The following is a 19,880-nucleotide window of genomic DNA, read 5'->3' as shown; positions in this document are numbered from 1 at the left end:
ACAGATGACAGCGAACAGATAACAGATTTCGAAATCTGTTATCTGTCATCTGTTCGCCGTCCGTCGTCGCCCCTCAGGCGCCCCTCCACCCGCCCGCCGCCACCCGCCCGCCGCCACCCGTCCGCCGCCACTCGCCCGCGACCACCCCAGCGAGGACCTCCACGCCATGCGGCTCTACCTGCTCGCCCTCAATCCCACCGACTCGGTCACCGCCGGTTTCCTGCCCGCCGCCGCCCGGCTCGGGCTCGACGTGACCGTGCTCACCGACTGCGCCGAGCCCCACCGGCGGGCCTACGCCTCCCTGCCGTTCGCCGCCCCCGAGGTGCTGGACTGCGACGTCCGGGACTTCCGCGCCGTGGTCAGCCTGATCTCCCGCCACCACGCGCCGGACGCGGTGTTCAGCAACAGCGATCACCTCCAGACCCAAACGGCCCTCGCCGCCCAGTACTTCGGCCTCCCGGCCAAGGACTGGAAGGCCGCACTGCGGGCCAAGGACAAGGGCCAGCTGCGCCGCCACCTCGCCCTCACCGGCCAGGACACCGTCTGGTCCGCCGAGCTGGACCCCGGCCAGGACCCGGCCGAGCTGGACCCGCCGTTCCCGTGCGTCGTCAAGCCGCGCGAGGGAGTCGCCAGCGAGGACGTCACGCTCGTCGCCGACGCCGCCGAACTCGCCCTGCGCTGCAAGGAGATCCAGCACCGCAGGACCGGCGCCACGCTGGTCGTCGAAGAGTTCCTGGACGGACGCCTCTGCACCCTGGAGACGCTCGGCGACGGCCGCACCCGCCACGCCCTCGGCGGCTTCCGCACCCGGCTCTCACCTCCCCCGGACTTCATCGAGGAGGTCCTGGAGTTCGTCCCCGCCCACCCCGCGGCCGTCGTCGCCCAGGTCCTCGCCCAGCTCGACGCACTCGGCGTCGGACTCGGCGCCTGCCACACCGAGTTCGTCGTCCAGCCGGACGGCCGCGCCCGGATCATCGAGGTCAACTACCGTGCCATCGGCGACCAGTGCGACCTCATGCTCGCCGAGATCCTCGGGATCCCGCTCTTCGAGCACATCCTGAGCGTCCACCTCGGCCGCGAACTCCCCTCCGACCTCGCGGATCTGTGCGCCGCGACCCCGCGCCGCGCCCGCAACGAGGTGGTCTGCGCCGACCGCGCCGGCGTCCTCACCACCGCCCCCGCCCCGTACGACGAGGAGCGCGACGGCGTCCGGCTCGCCTACCGCCCGTTGCGCCCGCTCGGCGAGCGCCACGAGCACTACCGCACCAACCGCGACTACCTGGGCGTCATCTGGGCCATCGGCGAGGACCAGGGCGCCGTCGACGCCGCCGTCGCCCGTTTCCTCGCCGCCAACCGCTGGGAGATCACCCCGTGACCGCCGCCGAGCAGCTCACCCTTCGCGTGCTCTCCGCCCTCGTCCGCGAGGACGTCCTCGGCCTCCGCACCCGCGGCACGGTCGAACACCGGGCGGACGGCTCCTGGCTCGTCCTCGCCGACGCCACGCTCGCCGTGCCCGTCGCCCCCGAGGGCTTCCAGTCCGAGTACGCGGCGCGCCTACCCCTCGTGGACCTCGCCGATCGCCAACTCACCGACCTGGACGCCATCGTGGCGAACCTCACCGAGCTGGCCGACCCCGAGGACCGGCCCGGCTGGACGGCCCTCGCCGAGGAATGCCGCCAGACCCTCATCACCATGGAACTGCACGAGCAGGTCCGACCCGAGGTGCACGCGCGGCTCACCGACCTCTACGGCGCCGACCCGGCCGCCTGGAACGGCGCCGCCGCGAGCCTCGGCCACGACACCCTCGCCGCCTACCTCGACCACCCGGTCTACCCGACCGCACGCGGTCGGGCCGGTCTCGGCGAGGCCGAACTGCGCGCCTTCTCACCGGAGTTCCACCCAGCCTTCGAGCTGCGCTGGCTGGCCGTGCCCACCGACGCCGTCACCGCCCACGGCGCCGCGCCGCTCCCCAGCTGGTGGCCCACCCCGGCCTGGCTCGGCCTCGGCGACGCCTGCCCCGGCGACGGCTGGACCACCCTGCCCGTGCACCCGCTCACCGTCGGCGCCCCGCTCGACGAGGCGCTCGCGGCCACCGGCCTGGCCGGCCGCGCGATCCTCGCCGACCGCCCGTACCTGACCGTCGTGCCCACGCTCTCCATGCGCACCGTCGCCGTCGCCGACGACCCCGCCTGCCACCTCAAGCTCCCGCTCGCCACCGCCAGCCTGGGCCGGCTCAACCGCCGCACCATCAAGCCCGGCACCCTGGTCGACGGCGCCGCCGGGCAGCGCCTGATCGAGGCCGTGCTGGCCCGCGAACCGCGCTTCACGGGCCGGATCCTGCACGCCGACGAGCAGACCTACGCCCACGCCGGGCACGAACTGCTCGCCGTACTGCTGCGCCGCTACCCGGCCGGGCTCGACCAGGCCGTCACGGTCCCGCTCGCCTCGCTGCTGGCACCCGCGCCCGGCGGCCGGCTCGTCATCGACCACCTCGCCGACCGCTTCTACGGCGGCGACCCGGTCGCCCTCTACGACGACCTGCTGGAGCTGCTGTTCGACTGGCAGACCACGCTGTTCGGCTACGGCATCGCGCTGGAGTCGCACCAGCAGAACACCTCCCTCATCCTCGACCAGGACGGCCTGCGCCTCCTCTACAAGGACGACGACGGCCCGCGTGTCCACACCGGCCGCCTGACGGCCAAGATCGGCGAACTCGCTCCCGGTGCCGAGGAGTTCGACGACGCACGGATCTTCGGCGAGGACGACCGGGCGCTGACCGACCTCTTCGCCACCATCACCGGCCACCTCTGCACCGCCTCCCTCGCCTTCGGCCTCGCCGACCACGGCCGCGCCGAACTCGGGGACACGCTCGCCCTGTTGCGCAAGCGCCTCGCGGAAGCCGTCGACCGCCTCGGACCGGTGGGCGCGCCGCTGCGCACGAGCCTGCTGGACGCCGAACGGCTGCCGGTCAAGGCCATGGTCACCGCGGGCACCCTGCTCACCAAGCAGCGCTCGGGCGCCGCCGACATCAACAAGCACTACACGAGCGGCCCCAACTACCTCCTGGTGAACGGCCTCCCGCGATGACCGCGGACGTGGAGGCACTGCCGCAGCGGAGGCCCGTCGAGGCCGACCGCTCCGACGGGCTCGGCCGCCGTCAGGTGCACGCCGTCGCGGCCTGCTACTTCGTCGCCTCCTTCGCCGCGCTCGGCCTGCCGCCCTACCTGACCGCGATCCTGCCCACGCTCGGCGACGCGCAGGCCCGGTGGGCCGGCGTGCTCTACATCGTGCCGACCGTGTTCAGCGCACTCGGCGCCCCGCTGTGGGGCCGACTGGCCGACCGGTTCGGCCGCAAGCGTCTGCTGCTGCGCGCCCAACTCGGGCTCACCGTCTCGTTCCTGCTCGCCGGTGCGGCCGACAGCCTGCCCGCGTTCACCGTCGCGCTCGTCCTCCAGGGCTTCCTCGGCGGCACCTTCGCGGCCACCAACGGCTACCTCGCCGCCGCGCTCGACGGCCCCCGGCTCTCCCGGGCGCTCACCCTGATGCAGGGCAGCGCGCGAGCGGCACTCGTGGCCGCCCCGATCCTGGTCGGCGCGCTGTCCCCGTGGATCGACCCGCACCGCCAGTACCTGGTGATGGCCGTACTCCCGCTCGCAGCGGCCCTGTTGCTGTTGCGGCTGCCCGAGCCCAAGGCCGCCCGCCGGGCCGAGGTGGTCACCACCGACGCCCCGGCGAGCGAGACCTCGGCCGGACACAGCGCGCCGGTCTCCCTCCGGCCGCTCTACGCCTTCGAGTTCACCTTCGTCTTCGCCACCGTCATTTCCTTCCCCTACCTGATCACGCTGGCCCAGCAACGCCTGCCGGGCGTCTCGGGCATCACCACCGGCGTGCTCTTCGCCCTGCCGCACCTGTGCTACCTGGTGTTCGCGGCCCACACCCACACCCTTTTCCACGCCCGTCCGCACACCGGGATCGCGCTCGGCTTCGCCTGTGTGACCGTCGGCCTCGCCGGACACGCCGTCGCCTACTCACTGCCGGTGTTCGTCGCCGTGCGGCTCCTGCTCGGCGCCGGGCTCACACTCGGCCTGGTCAGCCTCGCCGTCCTGGCCGCCGGAGCCGCCAAGGGCCGCCAGCCCGGCCGGATGTTCGGCACCCTCGAACTCGTCTCCAAGGGCGGCGCAGTCGCCGCCGGCGCCGTCGCCGCGCTGGCCAACGACCGTTTCGGCGCCGCCGCTCCCGTGGTCGCCGGCACCGCCGCCGCCCTGCTCGCCGCCCTCGCGGCCACCGCACTCACCGTCCCGTCCGCCCGCCAGCGCTGGAGTCGCCGATGACCCACGAACTGCCCACCGCCGACGACGCGGTGGCCCACACCCTGCTCAACTGCCTGCTGCGCGAGGTCTCCGCCCCCGAGCACCAGACCGCCGTCACCGACAACCGTCTCCAGATCCGCCTCCCCCGCCGCGGCGTCCTCCTGCGGGCCGCCCTACGCCGAACCTCCCTGCTCGGCGCGCACCGCTTCAACGGCCCCGTCGAGATCGAACGCTCCGGCGGCTGGGAAGAGTTGGACTGGCGCGAGCTCGCCGAACACGTCCAGGGCGAACTCGAACTGCGCACCGGCACGGTGAACGAGGAGTTCACCGACCAGGTCGCCTCCAGCCACGAAGGCGTGCGCACGGGCCTGGCGGACAGGCCGGCCGCTGGACGGGACCGCTACCTCGACTCCGAGCAGGCCCTGCTGTTCGGGCACCGCTTCCACCCGGCGCCCAAGTCCCGCTCGGCCGCCCGGGGCGACTGGCGCGACTACGCCCCGGAGTCGCGCGCGGCGTTCCGGCTGCGCCACCTGGCCGTCCGCGAGGAACTGCTGGCCGGACACTCGCTCGACGCCGCCTCGACCGCCCTGCTCGACGGGCTCGGCGAGGTGCCGGCCGGGTACCGCCTGCTGCCCGCCCACCCGTGGCAGTACCAACTCATCGGCGATCACCCGCTGTTGCGCGGTGCCCTCGCCAGCGGCGACGTTCTCGACCTCGGCCCGCGCGGCGAGGAGTTCGCCGCCACCGCCTCGGTGCGCACCCTCTACGGCGCGGACGCGTTCCTCAAGTTCAGTCTCAACGTCCGGATCACCAACTGCCTGCGCAAGAACGCCGCGTACGAGCTGACCGGCGCGGTCACGCTCACCCAGGTGCTCGCCCCCGCGCTCGCCGACCTCGCCCGGCGCTTCCCCGACGCCGCGATGCTGCGCGAACCCGCCTACCGCACGCTGGCGTTGCCCGGGGCGGACGGCCGGCCGGACCAGTCGCTGTTCGAGGGCTTCGGACTCATCGTCCGCGAGGGCCTCGGCGGCGTGCTGCGGCCCGGCGTCACGCCGCTGCTCGCGGCGGCCGTCGCCGACGAACACCCGACGAGCTCCGCGCACATCTCCCGTCTGCTGGACGACAGTTCGGACGGACACGAGGCCCTCGACTGGTGGCGCGCCTATCTGCGACTGCTCATCCCGCCGGTGCTGGCCGCCTACTTCGACCACGGCGTCGTCCTCGAACCGCACCTGCAGAACGTCCTCATCGGCGTCGACGCCGCCGGTCACCCGACCCAGGTGCTCTTCCGCGACCTGGAGGGCACCAAGCTCGTCCCCGAGCAGAACGCCGCCCTGCTCGCGGCACTGCCGCCCGAGGTCGCCGGACCGATGACGTACGACGCCGAACGCGGCTGGGACCGGGTCGTCTACTGCCTCCTGGTCAACCACGTCGCCGAACTGCTCGCCGCGCTCGCCGACCGCCACCCGGAGCTGGAGGGCGCCCTCTGGCAGACGGTCCGGGACACCCTGGAGGAGTACGCGGCCGCCCACGGCCGCCCGCCGCGCCTGCGCGCGCTCCTCGCCGGCGTCCCGCTGCCCGCAAAGGCCAACCTGCTGACCCGCTGGGAGCGCAAGGCCGACCGCGAGGCCGGATACGTCCGACTGCCGTCGCCGCTCGCCGGGTCCGTACTCGCGGAGGCCGCCCGGATGCCCCTCACCGTCCCAGTTGGGAGCGCCCGATGACCGAGTCCGTCCGCCGGCACGTCGCCGAACTCGGCCCCGACGAACTGCCCGCCTACGTCTACGACCTGGCCGCGCTGCGCGACCACGCCGCTGCCGTGCGGGCCGCGCTGCCGGAGCGGGTCGAGCTGTACTACGCCGCCAAGGCCAACCCGGAGGCTCCGGTACTGGTCGCGCTGCGCGAGGCCGTCGACGGCTACGAGGTGTCCAGCGGAGGTGAGTTGGCGCACGTGCGGGCAGCCGTACCCGGCGCTCCCCTCGCCTTCGGCGGGCCCGGAAAGACCCCCGCCGAAATCGTGGCCGCGGTCGACGCGGGCGTACACCGCTGGCACGTCGAGAGCGAGCAGGAGCTCCACCGCCTGGCCGCCGTCCTCGCGGACCGGCCCGGCACGGTGGTCGACGTGCTGCTACGCGTCAACCTCCCGGTCGGGACGGCCACGTTGGACGCCGTGGCGCTCGCGATGGGCGGACGGCCGACACCGTTCGGACTCGACCCGGACCGCGCCGAGGAATGCGTCCGCCTCCTCACCGGCGACGGCCCGATCGGACGGCGGCTGCGGCTGCGCGGGGTGCACGCCCACCTCGCCAGCGGCCTGGCCGCAGCGGACCAACTCGCCCTCGCGGAAGGGATCGTGGAATGGTCGGCCGCTCTGGCCGAGCGGCACGGCTTCCCGCTGGACGAGGTCAACGTCGGCGGCGGCATGGCCGTCGACTACGACGATCCGGGCCACCGCTTCGACTGGACCGCCTTCGGCGAAGGGCTCGCCAAGCTGCTCGACGCCCACCCCGGGCTGACCCTGCGGATCGAGCCCGGACGCGCGCTCACGGCGTACTGCGGCTGGTACGCGACCGAGGTGCTGGACGTGAAGGCCAGCCACGGCGAGGACTTCGCGGTCGTCCGCGGCGGCACCCACCACCTGCGGACCCCGGCCACGCGCGGACACTCGCAGCCGTTCGAGGTCCTGGCGGTGGAGGCGTGGCCGCACCCGTGGCCGCGTCCCGCGGTGAAGACCGGCCGGGCCACGCTGGCCGGCCAGCTCTGCACCCCGAAGGACGTCCTCGCGCGCGCCGCCGAGGGCGCCGACGGCCTGCGGTCGGCGGACCGGGTGCTGTTCGCGATGGCGGGCGCGTACGCGTGGAACATCTCGCACCACGAGTTCCTGATGCACCCCCACCCGGGCTTCCACTACCTGGGCGACTGACCGACGCCGCGAGGCCTCCCGCCGCCCCGGACCGACGTGCTGCGCCGAGGCGCCGGCGGATGACGACCGACGGCGAACGGATGACAGCTGACAGATAACAGATTTTGAAATCTGTTATCTGTCAGCTGTCAGTCGTCACCCCCGCAGGTCACCCCCGCACGGTCGTGCGAAAGTGGTAACCAGCGAAGGGAGCGCGGACGTGCTGATGGACAAGGTGGCGGAGATTCTCGCCGAGGCTTCGGCCGAGGCGGTGGAGCCGCGTTTCCGCGCGCTTGCGGCCGGCGAGGTGATGGAGAAGGCTCCCGGCGAGATCGTGACGGTCGCCGACCGCGAGGCCGAGGCGATCATCGAACGGCGGCTGCGCGAGCTCCTGCCCGTCCCCGTGGTCGGCGAGGAGGCCGTCGCCGCCGACCCCTCGCTCGCCCACGCCCTGCACTCCGAGCCCGCCGTCTGGCTGGTGGACCCCGTCGACGGCACCTCCAACTTCGTCGCGGGCCGCCCCGACTACGCCGTCATGTGCTCCCTCGTCCGCAGCGGCCGGACCGTCGCCTCCTGGATCTGGCAGCCGTCCACCGCCACCGCCTACCGCGCCGAACTGGGCGCCGGCGCCTGGCGCGACGACGCCCGCCTCACCCGCGCACCGGCCCCCCACGACCCCGCCAAGCTGCGCGGCATCGTGAAGAGCCGTTTCCTCGACCCCGACCACCGCCGCCGCCTCGAAGCCAACGCCGCCGCCTTCGGCGAGCTCTCCCCCGGCCGCAACGCCGCCGGCATCGAGTACCCCGACGTCGCCGACGGCCACACCGACTTCGTCTTCTACTGGCGCACGCTCCCCTGGGACCATGCCCCCGGCGGCCTGCTCCTCGCCGAGGCCGGCGGCGTCGCCGCCCGCATGGACGGCAGCACCTACCGCCCCGAGGCCCCCGGCTGCGAGGACGGCCTGCTGGTCGCCGCCGACCCGGAGACCTGGGAGCTGGCCCGCGGCATCCTCATGGCCGACTGAGCCCCTCCACGGCCTCTCCCTCCTCCCCCTCCGACAGCCGCCGAGGACGGCCGGCAGGCCGCCGGAGACCGGTCACCGCACGACCGGTCACGACACGACTGGTCACGACACGACCGGTCACCACACGACCGGAAGCCGCTCCGGCAGCCGCTTGATGAACCCCGGCCGCCACGCCAACTGCTCGGCCGGAAGGGCGAGCCGCAGGGCGGGCAGGCGCTCGACGAGCGCCGTGATCGCGATCTCGGCGTGCGTGCGGCCGAGTGCCGAGGCCGGGCAGAAGTGGCGGCCCGCCCCGAACGCGAGGTGCGGGTTGCTCGTCCGGCCGAAGTCGATCCGCTCCGGGTCGGGGAAGACCGCCGGGTCGTAGTTGGCACCCTCGACCAGCACGAGTACCAACTCGCCGGCCTTCACCATCACGTCGCCCACCTGAACGTCGTCGAGCGCGAGACGCGGCAGGGCATCGCCGATCGACAGGTTGACCCGCAGCAGCTCGTCCACCGCGGCTCCGATCAGCGCGGGCTCGGCCCGCAGCCGGTCGGCGAGTTCGGGCTGCTCGCACAGGTAGACGATCGCGTTGAGCAGGAAGGACGACGTCGAGACGGCACCCGCGCCGAACAGCGACAGCGCGACGGTGGCGAGCAGTTCGTCGCTGACACGGTCCGACACGTCCGGGGAGCGGCGCAGTTCGGCGAACCGTCCGAGCAGGCCCTCCGTCGGCTCCGGGTCCGCGTTGAGCTGCCCGACCATGTAGCCGAGGTCCTTGTACCAGTTGGGAGTCGCGCCCGCGAACGGCGTCGGGCTGGTGATGAAGGCGACGTCGATGCCGGCCATCAGCCGCCGCCAGTCGTCGGTGGGGATGCCGAGGAGGCGGCAGTGCAGGGCCGCGGAGTAGGGCTCGGTGAAGCCGTCCCGGAGTTCGCCGGGGGCGCCCTGGGCGACGAGCCCGTCGATCAGCCGGTGGGCCTCGGCCCTGAGCCAGCCGTCGAGTTCGCGGTCGGCGCGCGGGGAGAGCGTCTTCATGACGGCGTTGCGCAGCCCGGCGCTGTTGATGTTGCCCATGTTGTTGACGACCTCGGGCGGGATGGTCAGCGCGTACTGGCGCGGGACGCCGGGGTTGGCGGTGTCCTTGAGACTGAACCGCTCGTCCTCCAGCACCTGCTTGGCGAGCGCGTGACTGCTGACCAGCCAGGCGGGATCGCCGGTCAGGGTACGGACCTTGGCGATCGGCCGCTCCTCGCGCAGTACGGCCACCTCCGCCGGGAGGACGTCCCCCCGGCGCGGGAGCGGGAACTCGGCGTACGGGCACGTGCCGCCCTGCGGTGCGCCGTTCGACGTGGCGGGCTCGGTGGTCACCGGGTCGGTGACGGTCATGGGTGTGGCTCCTCGGAGAGATGGTTCGAGCGGCTTGGGATCGGTCAGGCGGCGCGTGCGGGCAGCGCGGGCTCGGCGTCGAGCGAGGCACTGGGCACGACATCGGACCCGATGTCGGACCCGATCTCGGACGGGACCTCGGACGGGACCTCGGACGGGGCCGCGGACGCGGTGCCGGTCCGCGTCGCGGCCGGGCGGATCACCGCGTAGCCCTGGCCGGGCACGGCGCGCAGGCCCTCGTCCCGGCCGAACAGGACGGGGGTGAGCGGGAGTTGCATGTGGTAGCAGGTGACGGACGAGGGCACCCCCAGCAGGGCCGGGGTGTCCAGGAAGAACGGCAGCTCGGCGGCGATGTACTGGATTCCGGCGGCGAGTTGGGGCTCGCTGGGCGCGAGGCCCTCGTCCAGTCGGGCCGCCAGGAAACCGCGGGCCATGCCCTCGGCGGCGTCGCGGAAGACCCGGTCGGCGTGGAGGGCCTCGACGATCTGCCCGTGCAGCCGCCGGTACACGGGGTCGCCGGCGAAGGAGGAGAGGGCATGCACCCGGACGTCGTCCCGGCGCCCGGCCTCCTCGACCCCGCGCTCGATCCGCCGAGCCGTCGCCTTGACCTCTTTCAGGGCGCGGCGGCCAGCGTGTTCGGGGGTGTAGCCGAAGGACTCGAACTGGGCGCTGACGTGCAGGTCGGCGTAGACGATGTCGGTCCGCTCGAAGAACTGACGCCCCCACCCGAGGAGTTCGGTGATCCGGCGGTGGCTGAAATAGCTGTTGCCCGGGCTGACGCCGATGAGCAGGTGCTCTCCGCGGCGCCAGATCTCACGGCACCGGGATGAGTACGGCAGCGCCTCGTACGGGGCCGGGAATCCGGCCGGGCACCCACCGGCTCCGGCGGTTATCGGGGCTTCGTCCAGGAGGGATTCACGCATGCCTTGCCTCCGCTTCACAGCGATCGTCACAGGACTGTCTTCAGGGGGAATTACCGCGATTCACAGAAGTGCACGGCGGGTAGGCGGAGTTCACCCCTAGGTGCGGGTGGACCCGTCGCAGTGGAGGATGCGCGCCTGGTCAGGCGGCCTGACCCGAGATGCCGTGTGCGCATGGTGGGGCGGCGACCACCCGAAGTTACCGCCGCCGTTCGGGATCTCCGCAAGCCCTGCACAGGGGTTGGCGAAATGTGATCAGCGGTCGGCCGAAATCAGCCTGTACAGCCATCCGGAGTGTGTCCACGAAGATATGGCGGAGGCGGGCGAATATCGCCGGGACAGCCTCTCACACCAGTGTGCCTTCCTCCAACGCGGCGACGGTAAAAGGGATTTGTTTTGGAATCGCCGCCCCCTCGGCCCCACCGGGCCGGCCGAGTCGGCCGACTCGGCCGGCCCGGAGCGCCCGCCCTCGGCCGACCGGTTTCCCGGTGATCCAGCCGGCCGGTTCCCCGGCGCCCTAGCCGGCCCGTTCCCCGGCCACCTTGCGGCCCGCCTTGACCACCTCGCGCAACAGGGCGCCGACCTCCCCCGGCGTGGTGTGCGGGTTGAGGAGCGTCAGTTTCAGCCGGACCCTCCCGGGGCCCTCCCCCGGCAGTTCGGTGCGGCCGACCACGGCCCGTCCGGTGCGCAGCAGCAACCGGCGTAGCTGCCCGTTGAGTTCGTCGACCGCCTCGCCGTCCGTGAGGCCGCGCGGGCGGAAGCGGAACAGGACGGTCGTGAGGACGGGCTCGCCGTGGAGTTCCAGGGACGGTTCGGCGCGGACGACCTCGGCGGCGGTGCGGGCGAGGTCGTGGCAGGCGTCGACGAGCCGGCCGAGCCCGTCCCGGCCGAGGGTGCGCAGCGTGACGGCGATCTTGAAGGCGTCGGCGCGGCGGGTGGTGCGCAGCGAGCGGCCGAGGAGGCTGGGGTAGCCGGCGTGTTCGTCGTCGACGGGGTTGAGGTACTCGGCGCGGCGGGCGAGGGAGACGTAGGTCTCGGCGCGGCGGACCAGGAAGACGCCGGCGGCGGCGGGTTGCCAGCCGAGCTTGTGCCAGTCGAGGGAGACGGAGTCGGCTCGGGCGATGCCGTCGAGGAGCGGGGCGAGGCGGTCGGAGAGGAGGGCGCCGCCGCCGTACGCGGCGTCGACGTGCAGCCAGGAGCCGTAGCGTGCGGCGAGGTCGGCTGCGGCGTGCAGCGGGTCGATCGCGCCGGTGTCGGTGGTGCCGGCGGTCGCGACGACGGCGATCGGGGTGTGTCCGGCCCAGGCGGTCTCGGCCAGGGCGCGTTCCAGCGCTTCGGGCTCCATGCGGAGTTGGCGGTCGACGGGGACGGCGACGACCGACCGCTCGCCGAGGCCGAGCAGGGCGGCGGCGCGTTGAACGGAGAAGTGGGCGGCCTGGGAGGCGATGATGCGCGGGCTGGCGCCGGCCGGGATGCCGTCCAACTCGACGATGCCGTCGAGGCGTTGGTCGCGGGCCAGCATGAGGCCCATGAGATTGGACTCGGTGCCGCCGGAGGTGAGGACGCCCGCGGCGCGGGCGGGGTCGTAGCCGACGAGGGCGGCGAGTTCGGCGAGGATCGCGGTTTCGACGGCGGTGGCGGCGGGGGCCTGGTCCCAGGAGTCCTGGGAGGGGTTGAGGGCGCTGACGGCGAGGTCGGCGGCGGCCGCGACGGCGAGTGGCGGGCAGTGCAGGTGGGCGGCGCAGGCGGGGTCGGCCGGGTCGGCGGCGCCGTAGGCGAGGAGTTCGGTGAGGCGGGCGAGGGCGCCGCGGCCGTGGGCGCCGGAGAGGCCGTCGGCGACGAGGGCGGTGAGCTCGGCGGGGCTTCCGGCGGGGAGCGGGCCGGCGCGCAGGCCGGTGCCGGCGTCGAGGGCGTCGAGAACGGTGGCGAGCAGGGGGCCGAGCGCGCCCGGTCCGCCGGCGCCGCCCGCGAGGGCGTCCAACGGGGATGCCGCGTCGGGGAGTTCGTGGTCGGTCTCGCGGCCGGAGTCGCCGTCGCGCCGAGACCCGCGCCCGCGCTCGGGCTCGGGCCCGTACCCGCTCTCGTCTCCCGGTTCCCGGTCGTGCGCGGGCCCGGAGCCGGCCCCCGCGCCGGTCACCTGCCCTCCCGTACGCTCTCGGCGCCCCGGGCCGCCACCGCATCGTCCCGGCCCGACGCCGGCGATCCCGCCGACCCGCTCACACCGGCCGATCCCGCCGATCCCGCCGCAGCGGACGAGGGCGTCGAACTCACCGAACTCACCGAACTCACCGAGGCGATCGCGTCGGCGAGCCGGTCGAACACGGCGGCAGCCTGTTCGTCCGTGATGGTGAGCGGCGGGAGCAGCCGCAGGACGGCGTCGTGGCGCCCGCCGAGTTCGACGATCAGGCCGCGTTCCAGGCAGGCCTCGCGGACCCGGACGGCGAACGCCGGGTCGGCCGGGCGCGCGCCGCACGAGTCGGGCTCGGCCGCGGCGTCGACGAGTTCGACGCCGAGCATCAGGCCGCGCCCGCGGACGTCGCCGATGGCGGGCAGTTCGGTGGCGAGGTCGCGCAGCCGCGACGTCAGTCGGTCGCCGACGACGGCGGCGCGCTCGGCGAGGCCGTGGGCGGCGACGTACCGCAGGGTGGCGGCACCGGCGGCCATGGCGAGGGTGTTGCCGCGGAAGGTGCCGGTGTGGGCGCCGGGCCGCCAGCCGTCGTAGTCCTCGCGGTAGACGACGACGGCGAGCGGGAGGCTGCCGCCGATGGCCTTGGAGAGCACCATGGCGTCCGGGACGACGCCGCTGCGCTCCACGGCCCACATCCGCCCGGTACGGCCGACGCCGGTCTGCACCTCGTCGACGATCAGCGGGATGCCGCGCTCGGCGGTGATGCGGCGCATCGCGCGCAGCCAGCCGTCGGGGGCGGGCACGACGCCGCCCTCGCCCTGGACGGCTTCCAGGACCATGGCGGCGGGGGTGGTGACGCCGCCGGACGGGTCGTCCAGCAGCCGTTCGACGTAGGTGGCGGAGAGGTCGGCGCCCGCGTCGCCACCGACACCGAACGGGCAGCGGTAGCCGTACGGGTAGGGCAGCCGGACGACGTCCCCGCCGCTCGGCAGGGGCTCCTTGACGGCGGTGTTGCCGGTGAGGGCGAGGGCGCCGGCGGTCATGCCGTGGTAGGCGCCGGTGAAGGCGAGGGCACCGGAGCGGCCGGTGGCGGTCTGCATCAGCTTGAGCGCGGCCTCGACGGCGTCCGTCCCGGCCGGACCGCAGAAGTGCACCCGGGCGCGGGCGGCGAACTCCGGGGGCAGGCTCTCGAACAGGGCCGTGGTGAAGTCGTCCTTCTCGGCGGTGGCGAGGTCGAGCAGGTGCAGCGGCGCGCCGCTGTCGAGGGTGCGGCGGATCGCCTCCAGCACCACCGGGTGGTTGTGCCCGAGGGCGAGCGTCCCGGCGCCGGAGAGGCAATCGAGGTAGCGCCGCCCGTCCGCGCCCTCGACGGTCATGCCGTTCGCCCGGACGGGGACGATCGGGAACGAGCGGGCGTACGTCCGGGCGGAGGACTCGCGGACGCGCTGGCGGCGCAGGACGGCCTCGCCGGGCGCCTGGGCGGGAATGGCGGCGAGCGACAAGACATACCCCCAGGAGAAGTTAGGTAAGCCTAACTTTATCGCCCCTGACCTGGCCGGACGCCCCGGGGTGCCCGGAACCACCCAACCGGGTGAACCTCCCCGCCCTCCCCAACGAGTACCCGGGCGAGCGGTCACGGCCGCACGGCGGATTTCTTTTCCGGGGCGTTGCGCCGCTTTCTTTTCCGGGGCGTTGCGCCGCCGACTCCCGGCCGGCTCTCGGGGGCCCCCGCACGCCAGGTCCTCCGGGGCGTCACGCGCGGCGCCCGGCCGACCCGTCCCCCGCCTTCCAGCGGTAGCAGAGCTCCGGCCGCCCGACGCTCCCGTACTGCGGCTCGCGCACGGCGAGCCCGATGTCGACGAGGTGTTCGAGGTACCGGCGCGCGGTGATCCGCGAGACCCCGGCGGCGGCGCCCGCGGCGGCGGCCGACAGCCCGGTCGCGGCCTCGCGCAGCACGCCCGCGACGGTGTCGAGGGTCGGCGCGCTGAGGCCCTTGGGCAGGGCGGTCCGCTCGGGCGTCCGGAGCAGGGCGAGCGCCTGGTCGACCTCGTCCTGGCCGGTCGCCTCGCCGGTGCGGCCGAGGCTGTCCCGGTAGCGGGCGTAGCGTTCGAGGCGGTCGTGCAGGGCGGCGGCGCTGAACGGTTTCAGCAGGTACTGGACGACCCCCGCCGAGACCGCCTGCCGGACCATGGCGAGGTCGCGGGCCGAGGTCACCGCGATGATGTCGGTGGTGTGGCCGGCGGCGCGCAGCGTGCGGCAGAGCTGGAGGCCGTGGCCGTCCGGCAGGTAGAGGTCGAGCAGGGTGAGGCCGACGGGGGTCCCGGCGGCGCGGGCGCGCTCCAGGAAGCGCAGCGCGTCGGCGCAGCTGTGGACCGTGCCGACGGCGCGGAAGCCGGGCTCGCGCTCGACGTAGAGGGTGTGCGCGGCGGCGGCGACGGGGTCGTCCTCGACGATCAGCACCGGGATGCCGGGGGCCCGGGCCGGGGCGGCGGCCCCGGAGGCGTCCGGCGGCCCGAAGCCCGCGGTCACGAGACCACCTCCGCCGCTCTCTCCGCCTTTCCCGCGACGGCGGTCTTCCCCGCGCCTCCGACCGTCCCCGCGCCTCCGACCATCCCTGCGCCGACTGCCGCCCCTACGCCGCCTGCCGCCCCTGCGCCACTCGCCAACCCTGCGCCGCCTGCCGACCCCGCTTCGCCGGCCTTCCCCGCGAGGGGCAGCCGGACGGTGAGCACCGCACCGCGCTCGCGGCCGACCTCGACGGTGCCGCCGTTGCGCCGCGCGGCCTGCGCGACGAGGGCCAGTCCGAGGCCGTGACCGCGGCCGTCCTGCTTGGTGCTCCAGCCGCGCCGGAACACGTCCTCGACGGCCGCCGGGTCGATGCCCGCCCCGGTGTCGGCGACGCGCAGCACCAGGTGGTCGTCCGCGTCGTCGATCCGCGCCGTCACGGTGACCTCCGGCGGGACGGGGCTGTCGGCGACGCCGGCGATCGCGGCGTCCACGGCGTTGTCGATCAGGTTGCCGAGGACGGTGATGAGGTCGCGGGCGGAGAGACCGGGCGGCAGGACGCCGTCGTCGATGCGGCTGTCCTCGGCGAGGGTCAGCTCCACGCCGCGCTCGGCCGCCTGGGCGGCCTTGCCGAGCAGCAGCGCGGCCAGGACGGGTTCGCTGACGGCGGCGACGACCCGGTCGGTGAGCTGCTGGGCGAGGGCGAGTTCGGCGGTCGCGAACTCCACCGCCTGCTCGTGGCGCCCGAGTTCGATCAGCGAGACGACGGCGTGCAGCCGGTTGGCGGCCTCGTGGGCCTGTGCGCCGAGCGCCTCGGTGAAGCCGCGCACGGAGTCCAACTCGCCGCTGAGCGACTGCAGTTCGGTGTGGTCGCGGAGGGTGACCACGCGGCCGAGGCCGGTGCCGATGGTGGAGGTGTTGAGGACGACGACCCGTTCGGCGGTCAGGTGCACCTCGTCGCGGACCGGGCCGTCGCCCAGCACGGCCGCGACGAGCGCCTCCGGCAGGCCGAGCCCGGCGACCGGCCGCCCCTCCACCGTCCCTTCCAGGCCCAGGAGTTCGCGGGCGGCATCGTTGCACAGCACCACCCGGTGGGCGCGGTCGAGCAGGACCAGGCCCTCGCGCACCGAGTGCAGGGTCGCCTGGTGGTACTCGTAGAGGTGGCTGAGTTCGGCCGGGCCCATGCCGTGGGTGTGCCTGCGCAGACGGGAGTTGGCGAGGTACGTGCCGGCCCCGCCGACCGCGAGCGCGGCCACCGCCACCCCGACCAGCGCCAGCAGCGGGCCGGTCAGCTGCTCGGAGATGCTCTCCAACGTGATGCCCACGCTCACGAGCGCGATCACCCGGTGCTGCTCGTCCAGGACCGGCGTGACCACCCGGACCGACGGGCCGAGCGTGCCGGTGTACGTCTCGCTGCGGGTCTGCCCGGCAAGCGCCCAGTCGATGTGACCGAGGAAGCGCTTGCCGATCTGCTCCGGCAGGGGGTGGGTCCAGCGCACGCCGTCGGTGTTCATGACGGTGATGAACGAGACCCCGGTGTCGACGCGGACCTGCTCGGCGTACGGCTGGAGGACGGCGGTCGGGTCGGGCCCGGCGACCGCGGCGCGGACGGTCGGCGAGTCGGCGACCGCGTGGGCGACGGCGGTCACCTCGCGGCGGGCCGCCTCCTCGGTGCGGTCGGCGGTGAACAGGTACGCGAGCACGGCACCGCCCGCCACCACGGCGGCCACGATGACGACCTGGACGGCGAACAGCTGTCCGGCCAGGCTGCGGACCAGGCGGCGCGGGTCGGGGAGCAGCCGGCGCGGCGCGGTGGCGGTGGGGGTGCGCACGGACATGCCTGCCAGTGTGCACCACGGCTCCGCGGACCCCGGGGGCGCGCGCTCCGCAGCGGGACGGGTGCGGGTGCGGGTGCTGATGCGCCTTTGCGAACTCTATGAACGCAAACGTGACCTCCATCACTCCCGGGCCTGATAGTCGGAGCGGCCCACCACCCGGGGCCGCCAGGACTGCAGGGCGAAGGAGCCGCAGATGTCGATCGCTGGAGCCGCAAAGCCTTCGGGGGGCAGACGCGAGGAGGAGCCGGACGGGCGCCGCGCACCGGAGGGGGCCGCGCAGCCTCCCACCGCGAAGCGGGACCGCACCCACTACCTCTACCTCGCCGTCATCGCCGCCGTGATCGCCGGCGTGGTGGTCGGCCTGGCCGCCCCGGGGTTCGCGGTCGAGCTGAAACCGATCGGGACGGGCTTCGTCAACCTGATCAAGATGATGATCAGCCCGGTCATCTTCTGCACGATCGTGCTCGGCATCGGCTCGGTCACCAAGGCCGCCAAGGTCGGCAAGGTCGGCGGGCTGGCGATCGGCTACTTCCTCGCCATGTCGACGGTCGCCCTCGCGATCGGGCTCGTGGTCGGCAACCTCCTGGAGCCCGGCAGCGGCCTGCACCTGACCGCCGCGCTGGCCAAGTCGGGCCACGCGCAGGCGGCGGCCGGCGGCGCGCAGTCCACCTCCGACTTCCTGCTCGGCATGATCCCGAACACCCTGGCCTCGGCCCTCACCGAGGGCAAGGTGCTGCAGACCCTGCTGGTCGCGCTGCTCGTCGGCTTCGCCCTTCAGGCGATGGGGCCGGCCGGCGCCCCGGTGCTCCGCGGCGTCGAGCACGTCCAGCGGCTGGTGTTCCGGGTCATGGCGATGATCATGTGGGTCGCGCCGATCGGCGCGTTCGGCGCCATGGCGGGCGTGGTCGGGGCGACCGGCACGGCGGCGCTCAAGAGCCTCGCCGTCATCATGATCGGCTTCTACGTCACCTGCGCCCTGTTCGTCGTGGTGGTGCTCGGCGCGCTGCTGCGACTGGTCGCCGGGGTCAACGTGTTCGCGCTCCTGCGCTACCTCGGCCGCGAGTTCCTGCTGATCCTCTCCACGTCCTCGTCCGAGAGCGCGCTGCCGCGCCTCATCGCCAAGATGGAGCACCTGGGCGTCAGCCGTCCGGTCGTCGGCATCACCGTGCCGACCGGCTACAGCTTCAACCTCGACGGCACCGCGATCTACCTCACCATGGCGTCGATCTTCATCTCCGAGGCGATGGACAAGCCGATGTCGATCGGCGAGCAGTTGTCGCTGCTGGTCTTCATGGTGATCGCCAGCAAGGGCGCGGCCGGGGTCACCGGCGCCGGGCTCGCCACGCTGGCCGGCGGACTGCAGTCGCACAAGCCCGCGCTGGTGGACGGGGTCGGGCTGATCGTCGGCATCGACCGGTTCATGTCGGAGGCCCGGGCGCTGACCAACTTCGCGGGCAACGCGGTCGCCACCGTCCTGATCGGACGCTGGACGGGCGAGCTCGACGCGGAGCGGGCGCGCCGGGTGCTCGCGGGCGAGCTGCCGTTCGACGAGCGGACGCTCATCGACACGCACGGCGGCCAGGACGCGGCGCCGACGGCCGTGAGCCCCGCTCCGGCGCCCGAGGGCGCGCCAGCGGCGAGCGGCGCCCCGGCGGCCGCCTGACGGCCTCACCCCTGACACCCCCGGCCCGGCGCCGCTTGACCAACCCCCGGAACGGCGCCGGGCCGGGGATGCCGCCGAGGGCTGAACGGCGGCAACCGACAGCTGACAGATAACAGATTTCAACATCTGTTATCTGTCAGCTGTTATCTGTTCGCCATCCGATGTTCGCCGTTCACCCTTCGCCGTCCATGTTCACTCTTCGCCGTCCACTGTCGGCCGCCGGCCACCGCGCCCGCCACGCCCACCGCGACTCCCGCCGTCACAACTCCTCGGACCCGCTGACCGCCCACGCGAGCCCGCACGCCGGATCCTCCAGGACCAGGTGCAGGTGCCGCAGACCATCCGCCGGCTCGCACCACGTGAAGCACCGCATCCGGGCCACCAGCGCGTTCACCTCGCCCCGGTCCGGGCCGTCCGCCCCCGCCATCGCCCCCAGCGCCCGCCACAGCGCGAGCCGCCCGTGCGCCGTTCCCCGCGCCGGATCGACCGCCCCCGCCTGCACCAGCGCGGGCACGGCGAGCGCGAAGGGCAGGTACCCGCCGGTCACCAGCCCACTGCGGGCCAGATGGGCGGCCGCCTGCGGCGCCGGGCCGCGCACACAGGCCACCTCCGCCCAGTCCACCAGTTCGGCGAGCACCCGGGTGGCCCGCTGCCCGCGCAGTCGCCGCCCCGGGTCGGGCAGCGCCACGGGCCCGAGGCCCTCCCGGCTGGCCGGCAGCGTCAGCACCGCACTGCGCGCACCCCCTCGGGGCAGGTAGTCGCGGACCCGCACCCCCTCGCCCCACCCCGCCGCCTCCCACGGCTCCAGCACCATGGGCACGCCCTCCGGGTCGGGCTCGGCGCCGTAGGACAGGTCCTCGCCGATCAGCACCCGCGTGTGCGCGACGAGCCGCCGCACGCGCGCCGGGACGAGCAGCGGCGCCAGCCTCAGCCACGAGTGCCGGGTCGCCAGCACCTCCCAGAGCGGTCCCGCGTCGTGGTCGCCCGGCCCAGCGACGGCACCCGGCCCACCGTCCCGGTCGAACAGCCGCACGGCCACCTCCGGCGGTGCCGCGTACGCGATCAGATGGCCCAGCGGCGCGGCCTCCTCCGCCCCGAAGAGCTCGCCGCAGCGCGCCACCGAAGCCGCTCGGGCCCGCCGGTAGGCGGCCAGCAGTTCGGGCCAGCGGCCCTCGTCGGCCAGGGCGCGCATACGGCGGTCCTCGTACGTGATCACGAT

Annotated in this window: 14 protein-coding genes; 7 read left to right on the top strand and 7 right to left on the bottom strand. The window is 74.1% G+C overall.

What is annotated here, in order from left to right:
* Positions 1–166 precede the first annotated feature (166 nt).
* The 6 genes from ACFVSN_RS10420 to ACFVSN_RS10395 all read left to right on the top strand — a co-directional run bounded on the left by ACFVSN_RS10420 (position 167) and on the right by ACFVSN_RS10395 (position 8,236).
* Positions 167–1,375, top strand: a complete 1,209-nt coding sequence (locus tag ACFVSN_RS10420) for an acetyl-CoA carboxylase biotin carboxylase subunit family protein (protein WP_387954500.1) — start codon at positions 167–169, stop codon at positions 1,373–1,375.
* On the top strand, positions 1,372–3,087 hold the full coding sequence (locus ACFVSN_RS10415) for an IucA/IucC family protein (protein ID WP_387954498.1): 1,716 nt from the start codon (positions 1,372–1,374) through the stop codon (positions 3,085–3,087). The genes ACFVSN_RS10420 and ACFVSN_RS10415 overlap by 4 nt, the downstream gene beginning before the upstream one ends.
* Positions 3,084–4,331: an MFS transporter gene (locus ACFVSN_RS10410; protein ID WP_380437245.1), complete on the top strand. Its 1,248-nt coding sequence runs from the start codon at positions 3,084–3,086 to the stop codon at positions 4,329–4,331. Before ACFVSN_RS10415 ends, ACFVSN_RS10410 begins: the two co-directional genes overlap by 4 nt.
* Complete coding sequence (locus ACFVSN_RS10405) at positions 4,328–6,034, top strand: IucA/IucC family protein (protein WP_387954496.1); 1,707 nt, start codon at positions 4,328–4,330, stop codon at positions 6,032–6,034. Before ACFVSN_RS10410 ends, ACFVSN_RS10405 begins: the two co-directional genes overlap by 4 nt.
* Positions 6,031–7,233, top strand: coding sequence for a type III PLP-dependent enzyme (locus ACFVSN_RS10400; RefSeq protein WP_387954494.1), 1,203 nt, complete (start codon positions 6,031–6,033; stop codon positions 7,231–7,233). Before ACFVSN_RS10405 ends, ACFVSN_RS10400 begins: the two co-directional genes overlap by 4 nt.
* 205 nt (positions 7,234–7,438) lie before the next feature.
* Positions 7,439–8,236: an inositol monophosphatase family protein gene (locus tag ACFVSN_RS10395; RefSeq protein ID WP_380437347.1), complete on the top strand. Its 798-nt coding sequence runs from the start codon at positions 7,439–7,441 to the stop codon at positions 8,234–8,236.
* A 117-nt stretch (positions 8,237–8,353) separates the two neighbouring features.
* On the opposite strand, the gene ACFVSN_RS10390 is transcribed toward ACFVSN_RS10395, so the two are convergent.
* From ACFVSN_RS10390 to ACFVSN_RS10365, 6 genes are all read right to left on the bottom strand, one after another.
* Positions 8,354–9,607, bottom strand: coding sequence for a cytochrome P450 (locus ACFVSN_RS10390; RefSeq protein ID WP_387954492.1), 1,254 nt, complete (start codon positions 9,605–9,607; stop codon positions 8,354–8,356).
* Between the two features lie 44 nt (positions 9,608–9,651).
* The gene (locus tag ACFVSN_RS10385; RefSeq protein WP_387954490.1) at positions 9,652–10,530 is read right to left on the bottom strand and encodes a tRNA-dependent cyclodipeptide synthase; all 879 of its coding nucleotides are present in this window, start codon (positions 10,528–10,530) and stop codon (positions 9,652–9,654) included.
* Between the two features lie 514 nt (positions 10,531–11,044).
* Positions 11,045–12,508 (bottom strand): pyridoxal phosphate-dependent decarboxylase family protein, encoded by a 1,464-nt coding sequence (locus ACFVSN_RS10380; protein ID WP_380437349.1) that lies wholly within the window; start codon positions 12,506–12,508, stop codon positions 11,045–11,047.
* Between the two features lie 152 nt (positions 12,509–12,660).
* Positions 12,661–14,157 (bottom strand): diaminobutyrate--2-oxoglutarate transaminase family protein, encoded by a 1,497-nt coding sequence (locus ACFVSN_RS10375; protein ID WP_387954488.1) that lies wholly within the window; start codon positions 14,155–14,157, stop codon positions 12,661–12,663.
* Positions 14,158–14,407: 250 nt separating this feature from the next.
* Entirely contained in the window at positions 14,408–15,121 is a 714-nt protein-coding gene (locus ACFVSN_RS10370; RefSeq protein WP_380490092.1) for a response regulator, read from the bottom strand.
* Positions 15,122–15,180: 59 nt separating this feature from the next.
* On the bottom strand, positions 15,181–16,998 hold the full coding sequence (locus ACFVSN_RS10365; RefSeq protein WP_387954486.1) for an ATP-binding protein: 1,818 nt from the start codon (positions 16,996–16,998) through the stop codon (positions 15,181–15,183).
* Between the two features lie 193 nt (positions 16,999–17,191).
* On the opposite strand from ACFVSN_RS10365, the gene ACFVSN_RS10360 reads away from it, so the two are divergent.
* On the top strand, positions 17,192–18,661 hold the full coding sequence (locus tag ACFVSN_RS10360; protein ID WP_387954484.1) for a cation:dicarboxylate symporter family transporter: 1,470 nt from the start codon (positions 17,192–17,194) through the stop codon (positions 18,659–18,661).
* A 259-nt stretch (positions 18,662–18,920) separates the two neighbouring features.
* On the opposite strand, the gene ACFVSN_RS10355 is transcribed toward ACFVSN_RS10360, so the two are convergent.
* Positions 18,921–19,877 (bottom strand): hypothetical protein, encoded by a 957-nt coding sequence (locus ACFVSN_RS10355; RefSeq protein ID WP_380499911.1) that lies wholly within the window; start codon positions 19,875–19,877, stop codon positions 18,921–18,923.
* Positions 19,878–19,880 lie beyond the last annotated feature (3 nt).

Source organism: Kitasatospora sp. NPDC057904 (assembly GCF_042887925.1).
Taxonomy (GTDB): domain Bacteria; phylum Actinomycetota; class Actinomycetes; order Streptomycetales; family Streptomycetaceae; genus Kitasatospora.
This window is presented reverse-complemented; position numbering and strand designations above follow the sequence as displayed.